General features: G+C 48.6%; 15 protein-coding genes and 2 pseudogenes. 3 read left to right on the top strand and 14 right to left on the bottom strand.

Annotated features, from left to right (window positions below):
- The 3 genes from TJ79_RS03225 to TJ79_RS03215 form a co-directional block, all read right to left on the bottom strand.
- Positions 1 to 816, bottom strand: an 816-nt coding sequence (locus TJ79_RS03225) for a metallophosphoesterase (protein ID WP_040948853.1), incomplete at its 3' end; no start/stop codon positions are given.
- A gap of 98 nt (positions 817 to 914) precedes the next feature.
- Positions 915 to 1,898, bottom strand: a complete 984-nt coding sequence (locus tag TJ79_RS03220; protein WP_040948852.1) for a quinone oxidoreductase family protein — start codon at positions 1,896 to 1,898, stop codon at positions 915 to 917.
- A gap of 139 nt (positions 1,899 to 2,037) precedes the next feature.
- Complete coding sequence (locus TJ79_RS03215) at positions 2,038 to 3,294, bottom strand: Nramp family divalent metal transporter (RefSeq protein ID WP_040948856.1); 1,257 nt, start codon at positions 3,292 to 3,294, stop codon at positions 2,038 to 2,040.
- A 257-nt stretch (positions 3,295 to 3,551) separates the two neighbouring features.
- On the opposite strand from TJ79_RS03215, the gene TJ79_RS03210 reads away from it, so the two are divergent.
- Complete coding sequence (locus TJ79_RS03210; RefSeq protein WP_040948851.1) at positions 3,552 to 4,109, top strand: pyridoxamine 5'-phosphate oxidase family protein; 558 nt, start codon at positions 3,552 to 3,554, stop codon at positions 4,107 to 4,109.
- Here the strand turns inward: TJ79_RS03210 and TJ79_RS03205 are convergent.
- On the bottom strand, positions 4,106 to 4,651 hold the full coding sequence (locus TJ79_RS03205) for a methylated-DNA--[protein]-cysteine S-methyltransferase (RefSeq protein WP_040948850.1): 546 nt from the start codon (positions 4,649 to 4,651) through the stop codon (positions 4,106 to 4,108). The two genes, TJ79_RS03210 and TJ79_RS03205, sit on opposite strands and share 4 nt — an antisense overlap.
- A complete protein-coding gene (locus TJ79_RS03200) occupies positions 4,648 to 5,229 on the bottom strand; it encodes a bifunctional transcriptional activator/DNA repair enzyme AdaA (protein WP_040948849.1) in 582 nt (193 codons plus the stop codon). Before TJ79_RS03200 ends, TJ79_RS03205 begins: the two co-directional genes overlap by 4 nt.
- A 141-nt stretch (positions 5,230 to 5,370) precedes the next feature.
- Between TJ79_RS03200 and TJ79_RS03195 the strand changes: the two genes are divergently transcribed.
- Positions 5,371 to 6,291, top strand: coding sequence for a DNA-3-methyladenine glycosylase family protein (locus TJ79_RS03195; protein WP_040948848.1), 921 nt, complete (start codon positions 5,371 to 5,373; stop codon positions 6,289 to 6,291).
- Positions 6,292 to 6,299: 8 nt separating this feature from the next.
- Here TJ79_RS03195 and TJ79_RS03190 read toward each other — a convergent pair whose 3' ends face one another.
- The 3 genes and pseudogenes from TJ79_RS03190 to TJ79_RS03180 form a co-directional block, all read right to left on the bottom strand.
- Positions 6,300 to 7,124, bottom strand: coding sequence for an N-acyl homoserine lactonase family protein (locus TJ79_RS03190; RefSeq protein ID WP_040948847.1), 825 nt, complete (start codon positions 7,122 to 7,124; stop codon positions 6,300 to 6,302).
- 31 nt (positions 7,125 to 7,155) lie between these two features.
- A pseudogene (locus tag TJ79_RS27885) lies at positions 7,156 to 7,938 on the bottom strand (SDR family NAD(P)-dependent oxidoreductase).
- A gap of 86 nt (positions 7,939 to 8,024) precedes the next feature.
- Positions 8,025 to 8,660: a TetR/AcrR family transcriptional regulator gene (locus tag TJ79_RS03180; protein WP_081756671.1), complete on the bottom strand. Its 636-nt coding sequence runs from the start codon at positions 8,658 to 8,660 to the stop codon at positions 8,025 to 8,027.
- A 218-nt stretch (positions 8,661 to 8,878) separates the two neighbouring features.
- Between TJ79_RS03180 and TJ79_RS03175 the strand changes: the two genes are divergently transcribed.
- A complete protein-coding gene (locus TJ79_RS03175; RefSeq protein ID WP_040948845.1) occupies positions 8,879 to 10,360 on the top strand; it encodes an amidase family protein in 1,482 nt (493 codons plus the stop codon).
- Between the two features lie 15 nt (positions 10,361 to 10,375).
- Here the strand turns inward: TJ79_RS03175 and TJ79_RS03170 are convergent, their stop codons facing one another.
- The 6 genes and pseudogenes from TJ79_RS03170 to TJ79_RS03145 all read right to left on the bottom strand — a co-directional run.
- Positions 10,376 to 11,602, bottom strand: coding sequence for a GGDEF domain-containing protein (locus TJ79_RS03170; RefSeq protein ID WP_040948844.1), 1,227 nt, complete (start codon positions 11,600 to 11,602; stop codon positions 10,376 to 10,378).
- 184 nt (positions 11,603 to 11,786) lie between these two features.
- A complete protein-coding gene (locus TJ79_RS03165; RefSeq protein ID WP_040948843.1) occupies positions 11,787 to 12,947 on the bottom strand; it encodes an acyltransferase family protein in 1,161 nt (386 codons plus the stop codon).
- 175 nt (positions 12,948 to 13,122) lie between these two features.
- A complete protein-coding gene (gene ilvA, locus TJ79_RS03160) occupies positions 13,123 to 14,376 on the bottom strand; it encodes a threonine ammonia-lyase IlvA (protein ID WP_155987753.1) in 1,254 nt (417 codons plus the stop codon).
- Between the two features lie 84 nt (positions 14,377 to 14,460).
- On the bottom strand, positions 14,461 to 15,195 hold the full coding sequence (locus TJ79_RS03155; RefSeq protein WP_040948854.1) for a YwiC-like family protein: 735 nt from the start codon (positions 15,193 to 15,195) through the stop codon (positions 14,461 to 14,463).
- A gap of 34 nt (positions 15,196 to 15,229) precedes the next feature.
- Positions 15,230 to 15,901 (bottom strand): molybdate ABC transporter permease subunit, encoded by a 672-nt coding sequence (modB, locus tag TJ79_RS03150; RefSeq protein ID WP_040948842.1) that lies wholly within the window; start codon positions 15,899 to 15,901, stop codon positions 15,230 to 15,232.
- A pseudogene (locus tag TJ79_RS03145) lies at positions 15,902 to 16,224 on the bottom strand (GTP 3',8-cyclase MoaA); the annotation flags it as partial. It abuts the gene before it with no gap.

The raw sequence follows: 16,224 nt of genomic DNA, 5'->3' as shown, positions 1-16,224 counted from the left end.
ACCACCGGATACGTACGGGGAGTAGTGGAAAAACACGATTTTCCATTTTGCTGCCGATGCCTGCAGATCCCTTATGAGAAAATCGATTTGCGCGTTTCCGGGCGTCAACTCATGGGATAACCCGGGATACTGCTCATTTCCGACGAAAGCCGTGCTGTCCAAACAAGTAAAGTGCGCATCCCCATAATCGAAAGAGTAGTAGTTTTTGGGATTAGGGTAAGCAAAAAACTTGTAAAACCAGTCGGCGTTCTCTTCATGGTTCCCCAAACAGCTATAAAAAGGCGTAGTTTTCAAGAATGCCCGGCCAGGTTCGAAAAAATAGGTGCTCCAGTCGGCATACTCTCTTCCATCATCTACGATATCTCCCGCAAACAAAGACAAATCCGGCCGGTATTTCCCCATCAACATAAAAATATCCCGATTGATCTGGCCATCGGTTTTATCGGCGAAATGGAAGCCTCCCGTTTCGCTGGTGACGGTAAATGAAAAAGGCACATCTTTTCCCGGTGCCGTCTTAAAAGGATGCGGCCCGTCCTGCAAAGCACCCGTTTCGTTTTCGGAAAACACCGTATAAAAATAAGTCGTTCCCGGCTCCAACTGCTGAACGGTAATTTGATGAATCAAGGAATACTCACCGTTCGATGCGGTGGTTATCACCTTTTCTGGCGGAAGATAGTTGCCTCCAGATCCCCCATGCTTCCTCTCCGCTTGATAAACTTCCACTTTCGCAGACGCTAGCTCCGACGTTTCCCACATCATCGTCATCGACGTTTCCGTAGGTATTTGCAAATAAGGCCCTTTTACGATGGATAGCATATCTCTTCCTCCCGACAGAACGCGCGTTCTAGCTTTTTCTCCAGTATGAACAAGCCTGCCGGAATGTCAATATGATCCAGAAAAAAGGCAAAAATTGTTTACGAGTTCTCCATAGACAAGAGAATTTTTCCGGTGCTTTTCCTGCTTTCAATAAATTGATGTGCCAATGCAGCATCTTTCAAGGGCAGTTTTTCGCTTATTTTCATTTTTAGTTGCTCGCTTTCCAGCATGCGCATGACATGTACAGAAGTAGCTTTTAAAATTTCCGGCTGCTCTTTTCTTGTTGTACTAAAACTAAACCCAAGAACAGAACGACAGCTTGAATGGAGGTCGCTTGTTTGAAGCTGTCCGTATTTTCCGCTTGAATTTCCGAACACAACTAGACGGCCATAGTTAGCCAGACACCCCATACTCTCCTCTGTGATTTCTCCGCCAATAGAATCCATAATAATATTGACACCCTTGCCCTCCGTGATTTCATTTACTGCCTGTGAAAAATTTTCATTCGTATAGCAAATCACATGATCTGCTCCCGCTTCTAATGCTACAGGAATCTTCGATTCATTGCCCACAGTTCCGATAACCGTATCTGCACCTAATGCTTTAGCAACTTGAATAGCTGTAGTTCCCACTCCTCCAGAAGCAGAATGAATGAGAACCTTATCTCCATAATGTAAATTAGCAATGTCAGCAAGCAGTTTGTAAGACAGAAATGAGACAATGCCGCAAGATCCGGCAACATCAAAACTAATCGTATCGGGAATTGCAAAAGTCAAATTTTCATCTGCAACAATGTACTCTGCATACGAACCATTATGAGGAAACGCCATTACTCGTTGGCCTGGCAAAAAGGATGTCACTTCATCTCCAACTTGCTCAACGATCCCCGAAGCTTCCAAGCCGGGAATAAACGGAAGTTTCCCTTGTCCTTTATTGCCGTATCTCGCTTTAATATCTGCAAAATTAACACTCGTTGTCATTACGCGAATGAGGACTTGTTTTGGACCTATTGAAGGGATTTCAACATCTACATATTTCATATTTTCTGTTGAACCGAATTGCTCAACAATTATGGCTTTCAAACCAATCACCCCATGTTTCATTGATTAATGATTATATACCAAAACGGCAAATAGACAAGGTTTCTCCTTCTAAAGCACTCCTGCGGAAGGGAAGAAAGCAAAAAAAGACACCGCATGCGGTGTCTTGATGGATAGTACTCTACATAAAGGTTTCAAAGATAAGGAACAAGTTAAGCGCGACGACGATCGCTGCAACGAGCCAGCCGGCTGCTGTCGTTACTTTCCGGTTTACGAGGCCGCCCATCAGCTTACGGTTGCTGGTAAAGATGACGAGGGGAATCAGGGCAAAAGCAATACCGAAAGAAAGAACGACTTGACTCACGACCAAAGCCTTTGTCGCATTGATACCCGTCACGATGATAACAAGCGGTGGGATCGTCGTGATCGCCCGACGCAGGTACAGGTTGATCCGCTTGCGGATGAATCCCTGCATGACCACGTCCCCCGCCATTGTCCCTACGGCAGCGCTGGAAAGACCGGCAATGAGCAGAGCCAGACCAAAACAAGCGGCAGACATCGGACCGACCAAGTGGTTGAATTGATGATAAGCGATAGTCAGGTCTTCGACGTTTAAACCTTTCTTATAAAACAGGGCCGCTGAGATGATGACCATCGCCATATTGACGGCTCCGGCAAAGACCATAGCGATGACGATATCGATAAATTCCATGCGGAATATCCGTTTCTTCTCCTGTTCATTTCGGCCGACGATACGGTTTTGTGTAAGGGAAGAGTGAAGATAGACGGCATGGGGCATCACGGTAGCGCCGAGAATTCCGGCGGCAAGCAGAATACTGTCCGTTCCTTGAAAGCGTGGGGTAAAAATGCCGGTTGCAATAGCTCCCACGTCCGGTTTTGCCCAGATGACTTGAAATGCAAAGGATAAAACAACGATTAAGATCATGGCGGCGATGCCGATTTCCAGAGAGCGGTAACCTTTGCGCTGCAGTTCCAGAATGGCAAAGGAAGCAATAGCCGTAATGATTGCAGCGGGAAGCATCGGGATATTGAAGAGCAGATATATGCCAAGCGAAGCTCCGATAAATTCAGCCAAATCGGTGGCGATAATGACAATTTCACTTTGAATCCACAAGAAAATGGAGAGCTTTTTCGGAAACCTTTCCCGGGCAACCTCCGGAAGATTCATCCCCGTAGCAATCCCCAATTTAGCGGACAAGGTTTGAATAAGAACCGCCATCAGATTGGATACGGCGATTACCCATAATAACAGGTATCCGTATTGTGAGCCTGCCGTAATATTGGTAGCAAAATTTCCTGGATCTAGATAAGCGACTGCGGCAATAAAAGCAGGGCCGAGAAACGGAAGCAACCGCTTCACGCCACGAACTTGACTGTTGAAAACCGTTTCTGCCGAAGGTTCGTATTTCCTCTTCATACCTGCGTACTCCTGTTCAAAAGATGGCTCCATTCTTCTTCCTCCTTCCGCGTTGAAAATGTTGTATTTGGACATAAATGTTTACCTCGTGCAACTTTCTGATATTCATTATAAACTGGATATAACCTTTTGTATATAGGGATTCGCCCATTTTCAGAAAATAAAAAAGCACTTCATGTCCCATAAAGGGAGTGAAATGCCGGATAGTCCATGCTATATTTTTACATAAAGAGTCCCGCCACGAATGGAGGATGGTTATGGGTAAGAGCTACCCCGCAATGCTGCCGGAGCACGAGGATTTCATCCGCAAGCAGCACATCTTTTTCGTAGGAACCGCTCCCCTGGAGACAAACGGCCATGTGAATATCTCCCCAAAAGGGTATGATGCTCTGAGAATCCTATCCCCTTCAGATGTCGCTTATCTAGATCTGACAGGCAGCGGCAATGAAACCAGCGCTCATCTCGAAGAGAATGGCCGTATTACCATCATGTTTGTCGCTTTCGAAGGACCGCCGATGATATTGCGACTATACGGATCAGGACAGGTTACTCTCCCCACATCACCGGAATGGGAAGAGTTGGTTCCGCTTTTTCCGGAGCTGCCCGGAGCTCGCCAGATCATGAGGGTTCGGATCGAATCTGTAAAAACTTCCTGCGGCTTTAGCGTGCCGTTTTATGATTATACGGGGGAACGCGATACCCTTGTGAAATGGGCAGAGCGTAAAGGCGATGAAGGCATCAAGGAATATCAGCAGGAGAAAAACCGCGAAAGCATGGATGGGATCCTGACGCCGCTGGGCAAAGCACTTCGTTAAGCGGTCTCCAATGATTTGCCTTGCGCAAAAACTTGTTCCATTTGGAGCAGCCGCATCTTGACGTCAAGACCGCCGCGGTATCCTGTTGGATGGCCGTTTTTCCCCATAATACGATGGCAGGGAATCACCATAAGCAGCGGATTCGCACCAACGGCTGCCCCGACAGCCCGCACGGAAGCCGGCTTGCCGATGGCGATGGCTATATCAGAGTACGAGCAGATATTCCCGAAAGGTACGGCGCGTACGACTTCCCAGACAGCCTTTTGAAAAGCCGTCCCGACTGCATCCTGCGGAATCGTGAACATATGGCGCGTTCCTTGCAGATACTCGCTTAACTCCCGGACATAAGAAAGTAAGCGTTCATCATCACGGAACAATACCGCCCCCGGCATCCGCTTTTCCGCCCAAAGGGCAAGTTCAGCAAAGGATTTATGGGGCGAGCCGACATAGGCAAGCCCTTTTTCCGTTGCCGCGATGTACATGGGCAAAGCCTTATCTTCAACCATGGACCAGTAAAGACAGGTAGCGTGACTATTCTTCATCGTTCCTTCGCCTCCATGTTTGCATGCCTGATTCGGTAATCCGCCGGGGTATAACCGGTTATCTTTTTGAACAAGGTAATAAAATACGCCGTGTTGGGGATTCCCACTGCCGCAGCAATCTCAGCAAGGGATTTGTCGGAACGGCGCAATGCCGCTGCCGCTTGCTCAATGCGCACCTGTTGGACATATTCCATTGGCGTTTTTCCTGTAATTCGTTTGGAGGTGCGCTGCAAATGAAAGGGACTTCCGTGGCACATCTCCCCTAAAACGCGAAGGGATAGGACTTCGTGCAAATGGCTGCGGATATACCGGACGATTTCCCCCACCCATTCCTCATCGGGTAAGCGCACACCAGTGGGCCGGCATCGTTTGCATGGGCGAAAACCGGCTTGCAACGCGGCGTCCGCATGTTCAAATATCCGCACATTGTCCCGTATCGGCTCCTTAGATTTGCAGGAAGGCCGGCAAAAGATCCCCGTCGTTTTAACCCCGTAATAGAATGCACCGTCACTGGCAGCATCGCAGGTTACAATCGCCCGCCATTTTTCATCCGTCAGCTTGTTTTCGTCCTCTTCCACTCCCCTCACCTCCTTCCCCAGTATACCTCCTCAATGCGACCTTTGTACGCATATGACAATGGATGCGCAAGATATCAAAATACATCCAAAGTCTGATCTATGGTATAAAAGGAGAGAAAGAGAGTAAGAGGCGCAAAGGAGATGGCCGACATTTCAACACCCGTAAATCCCGTCGTCAAGCTGCCCACACCGGCAGAATTCGATTTTCAGCAAAACATGGTCTATCTCTCCCGTTCCTCGGACGAGTGCTTATTCACGATCCATGGTCATACGGTTCTGAAAGCCTTTGAGATCGATGGCGAAGCCTTTATCCTCCAAGTCAGAGCAGATCAAGAAGGCGAACTGACTCTGCAGTTCTTAGGAGCAGCGAACCCGTTAAGCGTAGAAACCATCGCAGCCGTCACCCGTTACGTCCGGGATTGGTTCGATTTGGACCGGGATTTGCGGCCTTTTTACGAGATGGCCCGGAAAGATGCGCTGCTAAAGCAAACCGTCGATGATTTCTTCGGTCTACGCTGCGTCGGTATCCCCGATTTGTTCGAAACGGTTTGCTGGGGCATTATCGGTCAACAAATCAATCTTGCCTTTGCTTATACCTTAAAGCGGCGGCTTGTGGAGACCTATGGACGGTACGTGGAATGGGACAGCTCGCGCTACTGGCTCTTTCCTTCCCCCCAAGCCATCGCGGCGCTGCAACCGGAAGATTTGATGAAGCTGCAAATGACCGGCAAAAAAAGTGAGTATTTGATCGGCGTCGCCCGATTGATTGCAAAGGAAGAATTAACGAAGGAACAGCTGCTTGCTCTTGGCGACAGTACCGCTGCCGAGAAAAAGCTGGTCAGCATCCGCGGCATCGGTCCCTGGACCGCCCACTACGTGCTGATGCGCTGCTTGCGCTACCCGAACGCCTTTCCCATCGATGACGTCGGCCTGCATAATTCGATCCGGCACCTATTAGGCACATCGCAAAAGCCGACGAAGGACGAACTTCTCCGGCTGTCCTCCACCTGGACGGATTGGGAAGCCTACGCCACCTTTTATTTGTGGAGAGTGTTATATTGACTGACGCGCTAGACGATGATGGTGTGCGGCTGGACATTCGTATCATGATTGGCAAGAGCCTCGATGCACCGCGGGTCTTTAGCCATCTCCTTTACCCATTGTAAAGATTCGATGGCTTCCCGTTTGTTTACGATGACCCCTTGAAGAATCATGTTTTCCCATGATTTGGCAGCATAGCCGCAATCGGCGGCCAGCAGAACAAACTTGCCTTCTCGCTGTACTACGGTTGCGGTCATACCTTTGCTATGTCCCGGGGTATGAACGCAGATGATCGATCCATCTCCAAACAAATCAAACGATCGCTCCATAGGACCATACTCGGAAGATGTCATTTGAAAGGTTTTGACGTCAACCCCTTCCCACATGTGTTGAAGATAACGGACGGGGCTTTTTTTCGCGGCTGCCCACTCGATATCGCTGGTTAGGATATGCTTGGCCTCCTTCACCAGCTTGATTCCGCTGGCATGGTCGATATCCAGGTGACTCAATATGACATAATCCAGATCACTGATTTTGATTCCCATACTGTTCAGTTGCTCGTTGATCGCCTGTCCCTCCGGTAAAATCGCTTTGTTGATCTGGTAATGGATTTTGCCCATGTACTTCCGCTGATTTCCGCGCACATCCGTATGCCAACCGGTATCGACCAAAACAAGACCCTTGGGATGCTCGATGAGATAAGCGGAGACGGGAAGCTTGTTCTGATATTTTTTGGATCGGAAAATGCCGGTATAGGCTATTGGATTTATAGTAGGTTGATTATTAAAAGGCAGGGCGATATCCGTTTGAACCTGACCGGTATGCAGGACATGGATTTTGATCGAATCGTTCATGATAGGTTACTCCTTCATTGAAGTAATTGAATTAGTGAATTCGAGCTTGCAGCTTATCCATCACTTTTCTGACCAGAGAACGGGGGGCGATTCGTAATCCGGCGATAATTGCTTGATTTCGCCAGCCATGCACAGCGACAACCGTCCCCTTCAACATCTTTTTATAGCCGAAGGCCGCCACCGTTTTGGCGTCGGTTACCTTCAGTGTTTTGAACAGTTTGGACTGATTCAGTTCCGCCCTGTCTTCAAACCCTGTGCGGGTCGGCCCCGGGCAAAGAGCGGTAACCGTTACCCCTGTATGCGCCAACTCCTGAGCCAAGCTTTCGGAAAAGGAAAGCACATAGGCTTTAGAGGCATAATAGACGGACATCCACGGACCGGGTTGAAAAGCTGCAGTAGAGGCAACATTCAAGACCCTACCGTTCCCCTCCTAAATCATGTCAGGGACAAACAAGCGGGTCAGCTGCATTAACGAGACGATATTGACCTGAATCATTTCATATTGGTTTTGCCAATCCGCCTTAAAAAATTCCCCAAAATCCCCGAACCCCGCATTGTTGACCAGAATGTCGATCTTGATATTCTGCAGTGTCACTTCCCTATAGATGTTCGCCGCCGCATCTTTTTCAGCAAGGTCTTTGGACAAAATATGCACGCGAATGTGATAGTTGGCTTCAAAATGCTCTTTTATCTCCTTCAGGCGTTTCGAGTTTCGAGCAACGAGAACCAAATTGTTCTTTTCCGCTGCAAAAATCTTCGCCAACTCGTATCCAATTCCACCAGTTGCGCCGGTAATCAAAACCGCCTTCTCCATATTCAAGTCTCCTTTGGAAAATGCATATATACTGATTGAATGATCGATCAGTGAAAGACAAAGGAAATCTCTTGATCCTTTCTAGATCAAGAGTTCTTCCATAGAGCCAGCGTATGCTCGATTATTTCTTGGCGATCTGCCGTGAGCTCCAGCTTGCCGAAAAGCTCAATTCTCAGCAATTTAGCCATCAGGTTATTGATACTGACCGCAAGAAAATGCTGGGAGGCTATAGCAAAATTCATTTCCCTGATCTCACCCTTCTGGTGCCTACGAGCCAGAAAGCCGGCAAACCAGTTGATCCGTTCCTGAATGGTTTCCGCAAGAAGATGGGTTTCATTCAACTCCAGGTTATCGCTTTCTTTCAACAGAATTTTCATCAAATCCAGATCAGCGGTAAATAGCATATCTCCCTGTCTATATATTTTATCCAGCGCATCTCGCAAAGGCAGATTTTCAAGCTCATCGTTTAGGCTATTCATCGTAGACAAGCTCTTTTGGAGTCCATCATGCAAAATCACCGAAAGAATCTCCTTCTTGCCTCCGGGAAAATGATGATACAGAATGCCATCCGACATGTTTAGCGCCTTACTGATGCTCCTTATAGACGTTAATGAATAACCGCTTGCGGCAAATAATCTCTTTGCAGTATCCAGCAAGTTCTGACGTGTTTCAGCCGCTTGTTCGTGACGTTGATTTACGGTTAGGTCTGATTTTGGAGTCATTTACCCTCCTGCCTCCTATTCGTTGAACGATCGTTCAGCTAAAATGTAACACAAGACAAGAAAAAAGAAAAGGAGTCACCTGCCAAGCTACCCACACTGGTTGATTTCGATTATCACGGAGAGTTTCGTTATACCTATATTGCTCGTTGAATTCCCTGGACGGCAAAGCTTACAATTTCTTACGTAAGTCTCTCTAAATAGATAGAAGGAGAATCGTCATGGAACCTCAACTTGATAAATGGATCATCGAAGCAACCATTTCAGAGATGCAACAGGCAATGGAATCCGGCGCTATCTGTTCGGAAACGCTGGTCATGGCCTACTTGGATCGGATTCGGCGATATAATCCGCTTCTTCGCAGCGTTCTTGAAGTCAATCCCGATGCGGTTGAAATAGCCAGAGCACTGGATAAGGAACGGAAAGAAACCGGAAAAAGAAGTCATCTACACGGCATTCCCATTTTACTAAAGGATAATGTCGATACCGGCGATAGACTGCATACGAGCGCAGGCTCCCTAGCTCTAGCCGATTCCTTCGCGGAAGTTGACTCCACGGTGGCGGCTAAGCTCCGAGCAGCTGGTGCCGTCATCCTCGGAAAAGCCAACATGACCGAATGGGCGAATTTCATGTCGGATGAGATGTGGGCGGGATACAGCAGCCGCGGAGGGCTGACCTTAAATCCATATGGCCCCGGAGAACTGTTCGTCGGCGGCTCCAGTTCCGGATCTGCCGTCTCCGTCGCGATGAATATGGCAGCGGCAGCTATCGGTACGGAAACATCGGGTTCGATTATCAGTCCCTCCAGTCAAAACAACATCGTCGGCATAAAGCCCACTGTCGGTTTAGTCAGCCGTTCGGGGATTATTCCCCTCGCGCCAAGCCAGGACAGTCCCGGCCCCATGACGAGAACCGTAACGGACGCAGCTATTTTGCTTGGAGTTCTGACGGGAGAAGACGAACGGGATCCCGCAACATTATCTTGCAAAGTGCGAGCTTACCAAGATTATACGCCGTTCCTGACCGCTGATTTTTTGTCCCAAGCGAGAATCGGCATCCCCCGCTATTATTACAGCCATTTGGATGAAGCGAGACTTGCCATTGTGGAAGCCGCCATTTCGGTTTTGAAAGAAAAAGGGGCTACTATCGTCGATCCGGTCGAACTGAAATGCCAAGACACAGAATGGGACGGCAACGTCATGCGCTATGAGTTCAAGAAATACTTGAACGATTATTTGACCGCTTTGCCTGCGAACATTCCCGTTCACTCCTTGCAGGAAGTGATCACCTTCAACGAAGCTCATGCGGAAGCCGCTTTAAAGTACGGGCAATCGACGCTCATCTGGTCGGAAATGACAAGCGGAACGTTAACGGAACAGGAGTATGCAGATAGTCTGGCAAAAAACCGGGATATGGCCGGGAAGTTCGGGATTGACGCTGTATTGGAAGAGCATCGTCTGGACGCTCTCCTGTTTTTGGGCAATGAATGGGGGCCCGATCTTGCTGCATACGTCGGGTATCCGGCAATCACGGTTCCCGGGGGTTATGCAGAAACAGGCATCATCGCTCCAGGGGGTTACATAACAAAAGGTCCCCAAGGCATCACCTTCGTGGGGACCGCATGGAGCGAGCCGACGCTCCTCAAGCTTGCCTATGGTTTTGAGCAGGCGACCCTGCATCGATTTCCGCCAAAGCTTGATTGATAAAAGAAAGGCAGGTTACTTGCTGACGCAGTTCCTGCCTTTTTTCTTTGCCCGGTATAGCGCGGAGTCAGCCGCTTTCATGACCTCATCCGGCTTTTTGTACTTCTCGCTTTTCTGGGAGATTCCCATGCTGACTGTGACAAATAGTTGTTTTCCCGCTCTGCCGCTCTGGGATCTGCTTTTGGCGCTGCTCTTGGATCGGCCCGTGCTACGTTTGGTAAAGCCCCGCTTGGCGATTTTCTCCCGCAGTTCCTCCAGATGTGGAATAGCTTCGGTTACCGTTTTTCCTGGAAAAAGCAGAGTAAACTCCTCTCCCCCGTAACGGAACGCTTTTCCCCCGCCGGAAACGTCTTTAATGATGGACGCCACCAGCTTCAGCACTTCATCTCCCGTATCATGGCCGTGGGTATCATTGAATTTTTTAAAATGGTCCACGTCCAGCATGGCAATGGCATAATGAAAACCCAGCTTCATCATGTCCTGCTTGAGTGCGCGGCGGGAAGGCAGACCGGTCAGTTCATCCGTGAATGCCATGGAATACGAATCCCGAATGATCGAAACGATAAGGATGATTCCAGCCGTTGCAAAAAAGATCGCCGCAAGCAGCGGCTTGTGCAGATTGTGCAGCACGATGTACATGGCAAACAACACGCCAATAAAGGAAACGTCCTGCGATGTTTTGGAGTTCCTTTGCCGGATACCAAGAATGGCAAGCGCGATGACAAAGGCAAGAACGGCGCATTGAGGAATACCGCTCATCCAGTGGAAGCTGAGTGCTGGTACTCGGGTCTTTGTCATCTGAGCCAGAGTATCGCTCTGGCCTTCCTGCACTAGCCAAAAAGAAGCGGCGATCTGCGCCAAAAGAAACCCGATGCGAAGAAGCCCCCAGGAACTGAAGATGCCCCGTTCTTTTAAAAAGGAAAACACGGCTACATTCAAGGGGATGAGAAACGCGACAATGGAAAACCGGTCGGCAAGCTGCGCCGCGTGTTCCGTTTCTCCCGGCAGAGAAGTGATGAAATAGAAACCGAAAGCAAGAAGAATCAGCATAAAAAATTCCCGGCTGCGGTTAAACTTCCAAGAAATCAATCCACCTAAAAGAAAAACGGCGTATGGAGCAAGCTTGATCAGATCCCTTTGGGGCTGTGACCATGTATCTGTTTTCGTAAATAGAAAATAGGCAAGCGCCAGTATGGCAAAAGGCAAAAGGATGGAAACGATGGTTTTGAGTGTCGTCTTCAAGTTAGGTGAATCCCTTTCTTCGGGCTAATCTGCTCTCTCTATTTATATCGGCAAACGAGCCGCGCTTGCTTAGTTTTCTGTGAAGGGACGTCACCTTGATTATTTTATATTGATATGAAAACTACGCAGATAAAAACAAAAATTTCCTCAAGATACAATCTTGAGGAAAGTATAATGTCGAATCTCAAGCCAATCTTTGCGCTATCTTTTCTTCGCCTTTGTTCTTATTGGTAAGCTGTAAAGATACATTTCTCCCTAATGTCATGAAAGGCTGTTCGATAAACTTAAATGAAAGGGTTGCGATGAGTATGCTCAACGATAACGAAAGCAGCCAAATTACAGGAAGATTAACATATTGATATAGCAGATGGGTTATGGAAATAAGCAATACCATATGATACAAATAGAAACTATATGAAATCTTTCCCATAAAGACAAACGGCTTTATATGAAGGATTTTTGCGAATACTTTTGATGAAACGGCAAACCAGACGAACAAGCAAGCCCCCATTGTTTCAATCGTATTGTTTATCATCGGAACCCTAAGAAAGGATATGTGAATCGGGAAGAATCTGCAGGTAAACATAAAAATCGCAGCAAGAACCAGCAGCACTTTGCCTTTTGTAGGAATCGTTGAATAAAATTTCATGATAACGCGAAGATGTTTGGCCAGCAAAGCGCCATAAATGAACATCGGAATATAAGCAATCGTGAACACAAATGCATTAATTTCGTTGCCGAAACCCAGTTTCACCAATTGATAGGGCATCACAGTTAAAATAGCCGCTATCACGATGGTTATCTTCCAATTAAACTTCATAACCACGAACATAATCAGCGGAAAAATAATGGAGATCCGCATCTCTACCACGAGTGACCAGATAGGCGAATCTAATAATTCTGTGTTGAAATGGCCGATCATGGAAAAATGACTAAGCACGGATTTGAAATCAATTGGATCCGCCCATAATGTATTAAACCAGCCGCTTAATCCCCCGATAGCTCCATGAGGGATAAGCGTAATTCCACCCAGTGCTATGAGAAGCGTGAAAAAAAACGGAGGATATAATCTGAATATACGTTTGATCAGGAAAGGCATGTACCCGCTATATTTTGCTGAATAAAAGGGTAGGGATAAAACAAATCCGCTTAAAACGAAAAAAAGGAAGACGGCCTCTGTTCCAGCCCAAATTAGGTGAGTCGGACTGCTGTATAGAATCTTTTGGGGTAATGTCATCTGGGAAAAACCAAGCTCTGTAAATAAAAGCATCAATAAGGCATGATGAAGAAATACACTAAACGCTGCTAGCCCCCTAAGCGAATCCAGTTCTTCAAAGCGTTTCACACCATCACCATCCCTAATTGAAAATAAATGAAAATGACATGTATACATATTGTATCATCGTTTTCATTTTGTCAACACTGGGCAGTATTGTTATTTTTTTGTAATCCCTTTCTAAAAAAAAGCCAAGCCCTGTATCCCTAATGGGATCAGGACCTGGCTTTTCACATGCTACCGGTCAGATCAGAAGGTTAAACAAATCCGGTTCCTTGTTGATTTCACTGAAGCTGAGACCGCGGGAACGCATCCGCTCCAAAAGTGGCAAATAATCATTACGATGTTTCAGTTCGATGCCAACCAGAGCGGGACCGTTTTCCTTGCTGTTCTTTTTCGTATATTCAAACCGGGTAATATCATCGGTTGGGCCGAGCACAAACTCCAAGAACTCCCGCAGAGCGCCTGCCCGTTGAGGGAAATTGACAATGAAGTAATGTTTCAAGCCTTCATAGATTAGGGAACGTTCCTTGATCTCCTGCATCCGGTCGATGTCGTTGTTGCCGCCGCTGATAACGCAGACAACGTTTTTGCCGGCGATTTGCTCCCGGTAAAAATCCAGCGCCGCAATGGGCAGCGCGCCAGCCGGTTCTGCGACGATCGCATTCTCATTGTACAGCTCCAGAATGGTGGTGCACACTTTGCCTTCCGGAACGACGACGATGTCGTCCAGCATCTCTTTGCAGAAGTCGTAAGCCAGCTCGCCGACTCGCTTAACCGCAGCACCGTCGACGAATTTGTCGATCTCGTTAAGCGTGACGATTTCGCCGCTATGGATGGAGTGGCGCATGGATGGCGCTCCCTCCGGCTCGACGCCGATCAGCTTCACGGCCGGCTGCACGCCTTTGACATAAGCGCCGATCCCCGAGATCAAGCCGCCTCCGCCGATGCCGGCAAAGATGAAATCCACCGGATCCTTCATATCGTCTAGAATTTCCAGCCCTACCGTTCCCTGTCCGGCGATGATCATCGGATCGTCAAAGGGATGGATAAACGGCATCTTTTCCCGTTCGCAATAAGCCAGCGCTTCCTGCAACGAATCATCGAAGGTGTCGCCAACCAGCAGCACTTCCACAAAAGGTCCGCCGAAAAGCTTCACCTGGGTGATTTTTTGCCGAGGAGTGGTCGATGGCATAAAGATCTTCCCGTTCACTCCCATTTCCTTACAGGAATAAGCAACGCCTTGAGCATGATTGCCGGCGCTGGCGCAGACGACGCCATTCTTCAACTGTTCCGCCGACAAGCTGCGCATCATGTTGTACGCGCCGCGGATTTTAAAAGATCGAACGACCTGCAGGTCCTCCCTTTTCAAATAAACGTTGCACCCGTAGCGATCCGATAATATGAAATTTTTTCTGAGCGGTGTATGATACGCCACATCCTTCAAGGCATGCGCCGCTACTATGACATCTTCTGGTCTTACACGTTCGGTTACCATCGGTTTCTTCCTCCACACCCAAGGGTTCATTCGCCCCTTTCCATCACGGGACAAATCATTATCCTCCATTATAGGGTGAGCGATTTACTTATACAAGGAAAATGCCGTAACCGACAGCAGCAGAAATAACACCGAATTGACAATTTCGATTATTCCGGCGTGCATGGGTTTCAAATTTTTTCCAGAGAAAACAAAGGCGCGGGCTGCGGGAAAAACAAAGGAGAAAAACATCAGCGGATATCCGACCAGCCATGGTACGAATAGAAGCGCTCCATGGTAGATCCGTGCGGCTAGAAGCCAGCGGGGGTCGCCTTTTTCCCGAAAAAGGGTTTTGACGAATAAGGCGCTTCCAGTGAAGAACAGAAAGTTGAAGAGGATGACAGCGGACAGGCTGCGGTCCCATTCCCCTGTGCCCACCAAGTAAGCTGCCGCTCCACCAAGGGAAAAAAGCAAAAAGGCGCATAAGTCGTTGAAGAGCGAACGTTCTTTTTTGTGCATCACATGCCAGACATTGATGAGCAGCAGCACGGCGAGGGGCAGTCCCAGAAATAGTAAGACGGGATGCTTCCATAATGGAATAACGAGGCAGACGAGCGCTACGGCGCCATAGGCGCTTCCCCATTTGAGAAAATGGCTGCGTTTTGCCGGCCGTTTGACCGCCTGCAGAAAGGGATAAGACGACAGATAAAGAAAAAACCACGCCAAAAACAACAGCACGTGGGTCCAGCGGGGGGTTCCAGCCATCATTCCGATCAGGAAGGGAACGCTGACCATCGCCCAACCGCCATGCTCGTGGGGGATGACGATTTTTTTGCTCATGAGAATCGTCCTTCTTTCCTTCAAATCCATTCGACTAACCTTCGGGCCGAGCAAATCGTCCCGTCAAAGAAAGCAACAGAAAAGACAGCAAAATCATGGACAAAGCCCAAGCCCATGCCATGGAGGTATGACCGGAATCCACCGCAATATAGATGGCCGTCGGTACCGTCTGGGTCCTGCCCGGAATATTGCCAGCGATCATCAGCGTAGCCCCGAACTCCCCCAACCCCCGAGCGAAGCCGAGGATATAGGCAGAGACCAGACTGGGAAGGGCTAAAGGCAGCGATATATAGCGCAGCACCTGCCATTCACCTGCGCCGGCGGAACGCGCCGCTTCTTCCAAACAGCTGTCGATACCGGCAAAGCCGATCTTCATAGTCTGGTACACGAGGGGAAAAGACACCACAACCGAAGCGATAACAGCAGCTTCCCAGGAAAACACGATGGGCTTGGCAAACAACCATTCGGCGAACTGACCCAATAAACTGCGGCGCCCAAGACCTTTGAGCAAGATAAACCCGACGACGGTTGGCGGCAGCACCAACGGCAGCAAGAAAATCGTCTCCAGCAAAGCTTTCCCCGGAAAAACCTTTCGGGATAGCCATCTTCCCAGCCACAAGCCTAAAATCCAGGCAATCAAGCTCGATACGAAAGCAACCCGAACTGACAGGAGAACGGGCGGCCAAAATCCATGCCAGTCCACGATTCAGCCTCCGATTTGCGACATCCTGCGTACAGTAGGGGTATGACTGGTCTCATCATCCGCAAGATGCTTGGACATTTCATGGCTCTCCGGCTTAGTGCCGAGTGCTTGCAGAAACAGCCGGCGCACCGCTTCATCGTCACCGATCACTTTGCGCACCTGAAACTCGTCGGACCAGGCAAGGCAAGGCTTGATATTGCCGTCTGCAGTCAGACGCAGTCGATTGCAGGTTTTGCAGAAGTGGGAGCTCACCGGATGAATGGTGCCGAAGCTGCCCTTCGCCCCTTCCAGCTGGTACATGTCGGAGGGGCCATTGCCTTTTACGG

It is taken from the genome of Gorillibacterium massiliense (genome assembly GCF_000455485.1).
Classification (GTDB): Bacteria; Bacillota; Bacilli; order Paenibacillales; family NBRC-103111; genus Gorillibacterium; species Gorillibacterium massiliense.
Note: the sequence above shows the minus strand (reverse complement) of the source record. Positions and strands in the feature narration are given on the sequence as shown.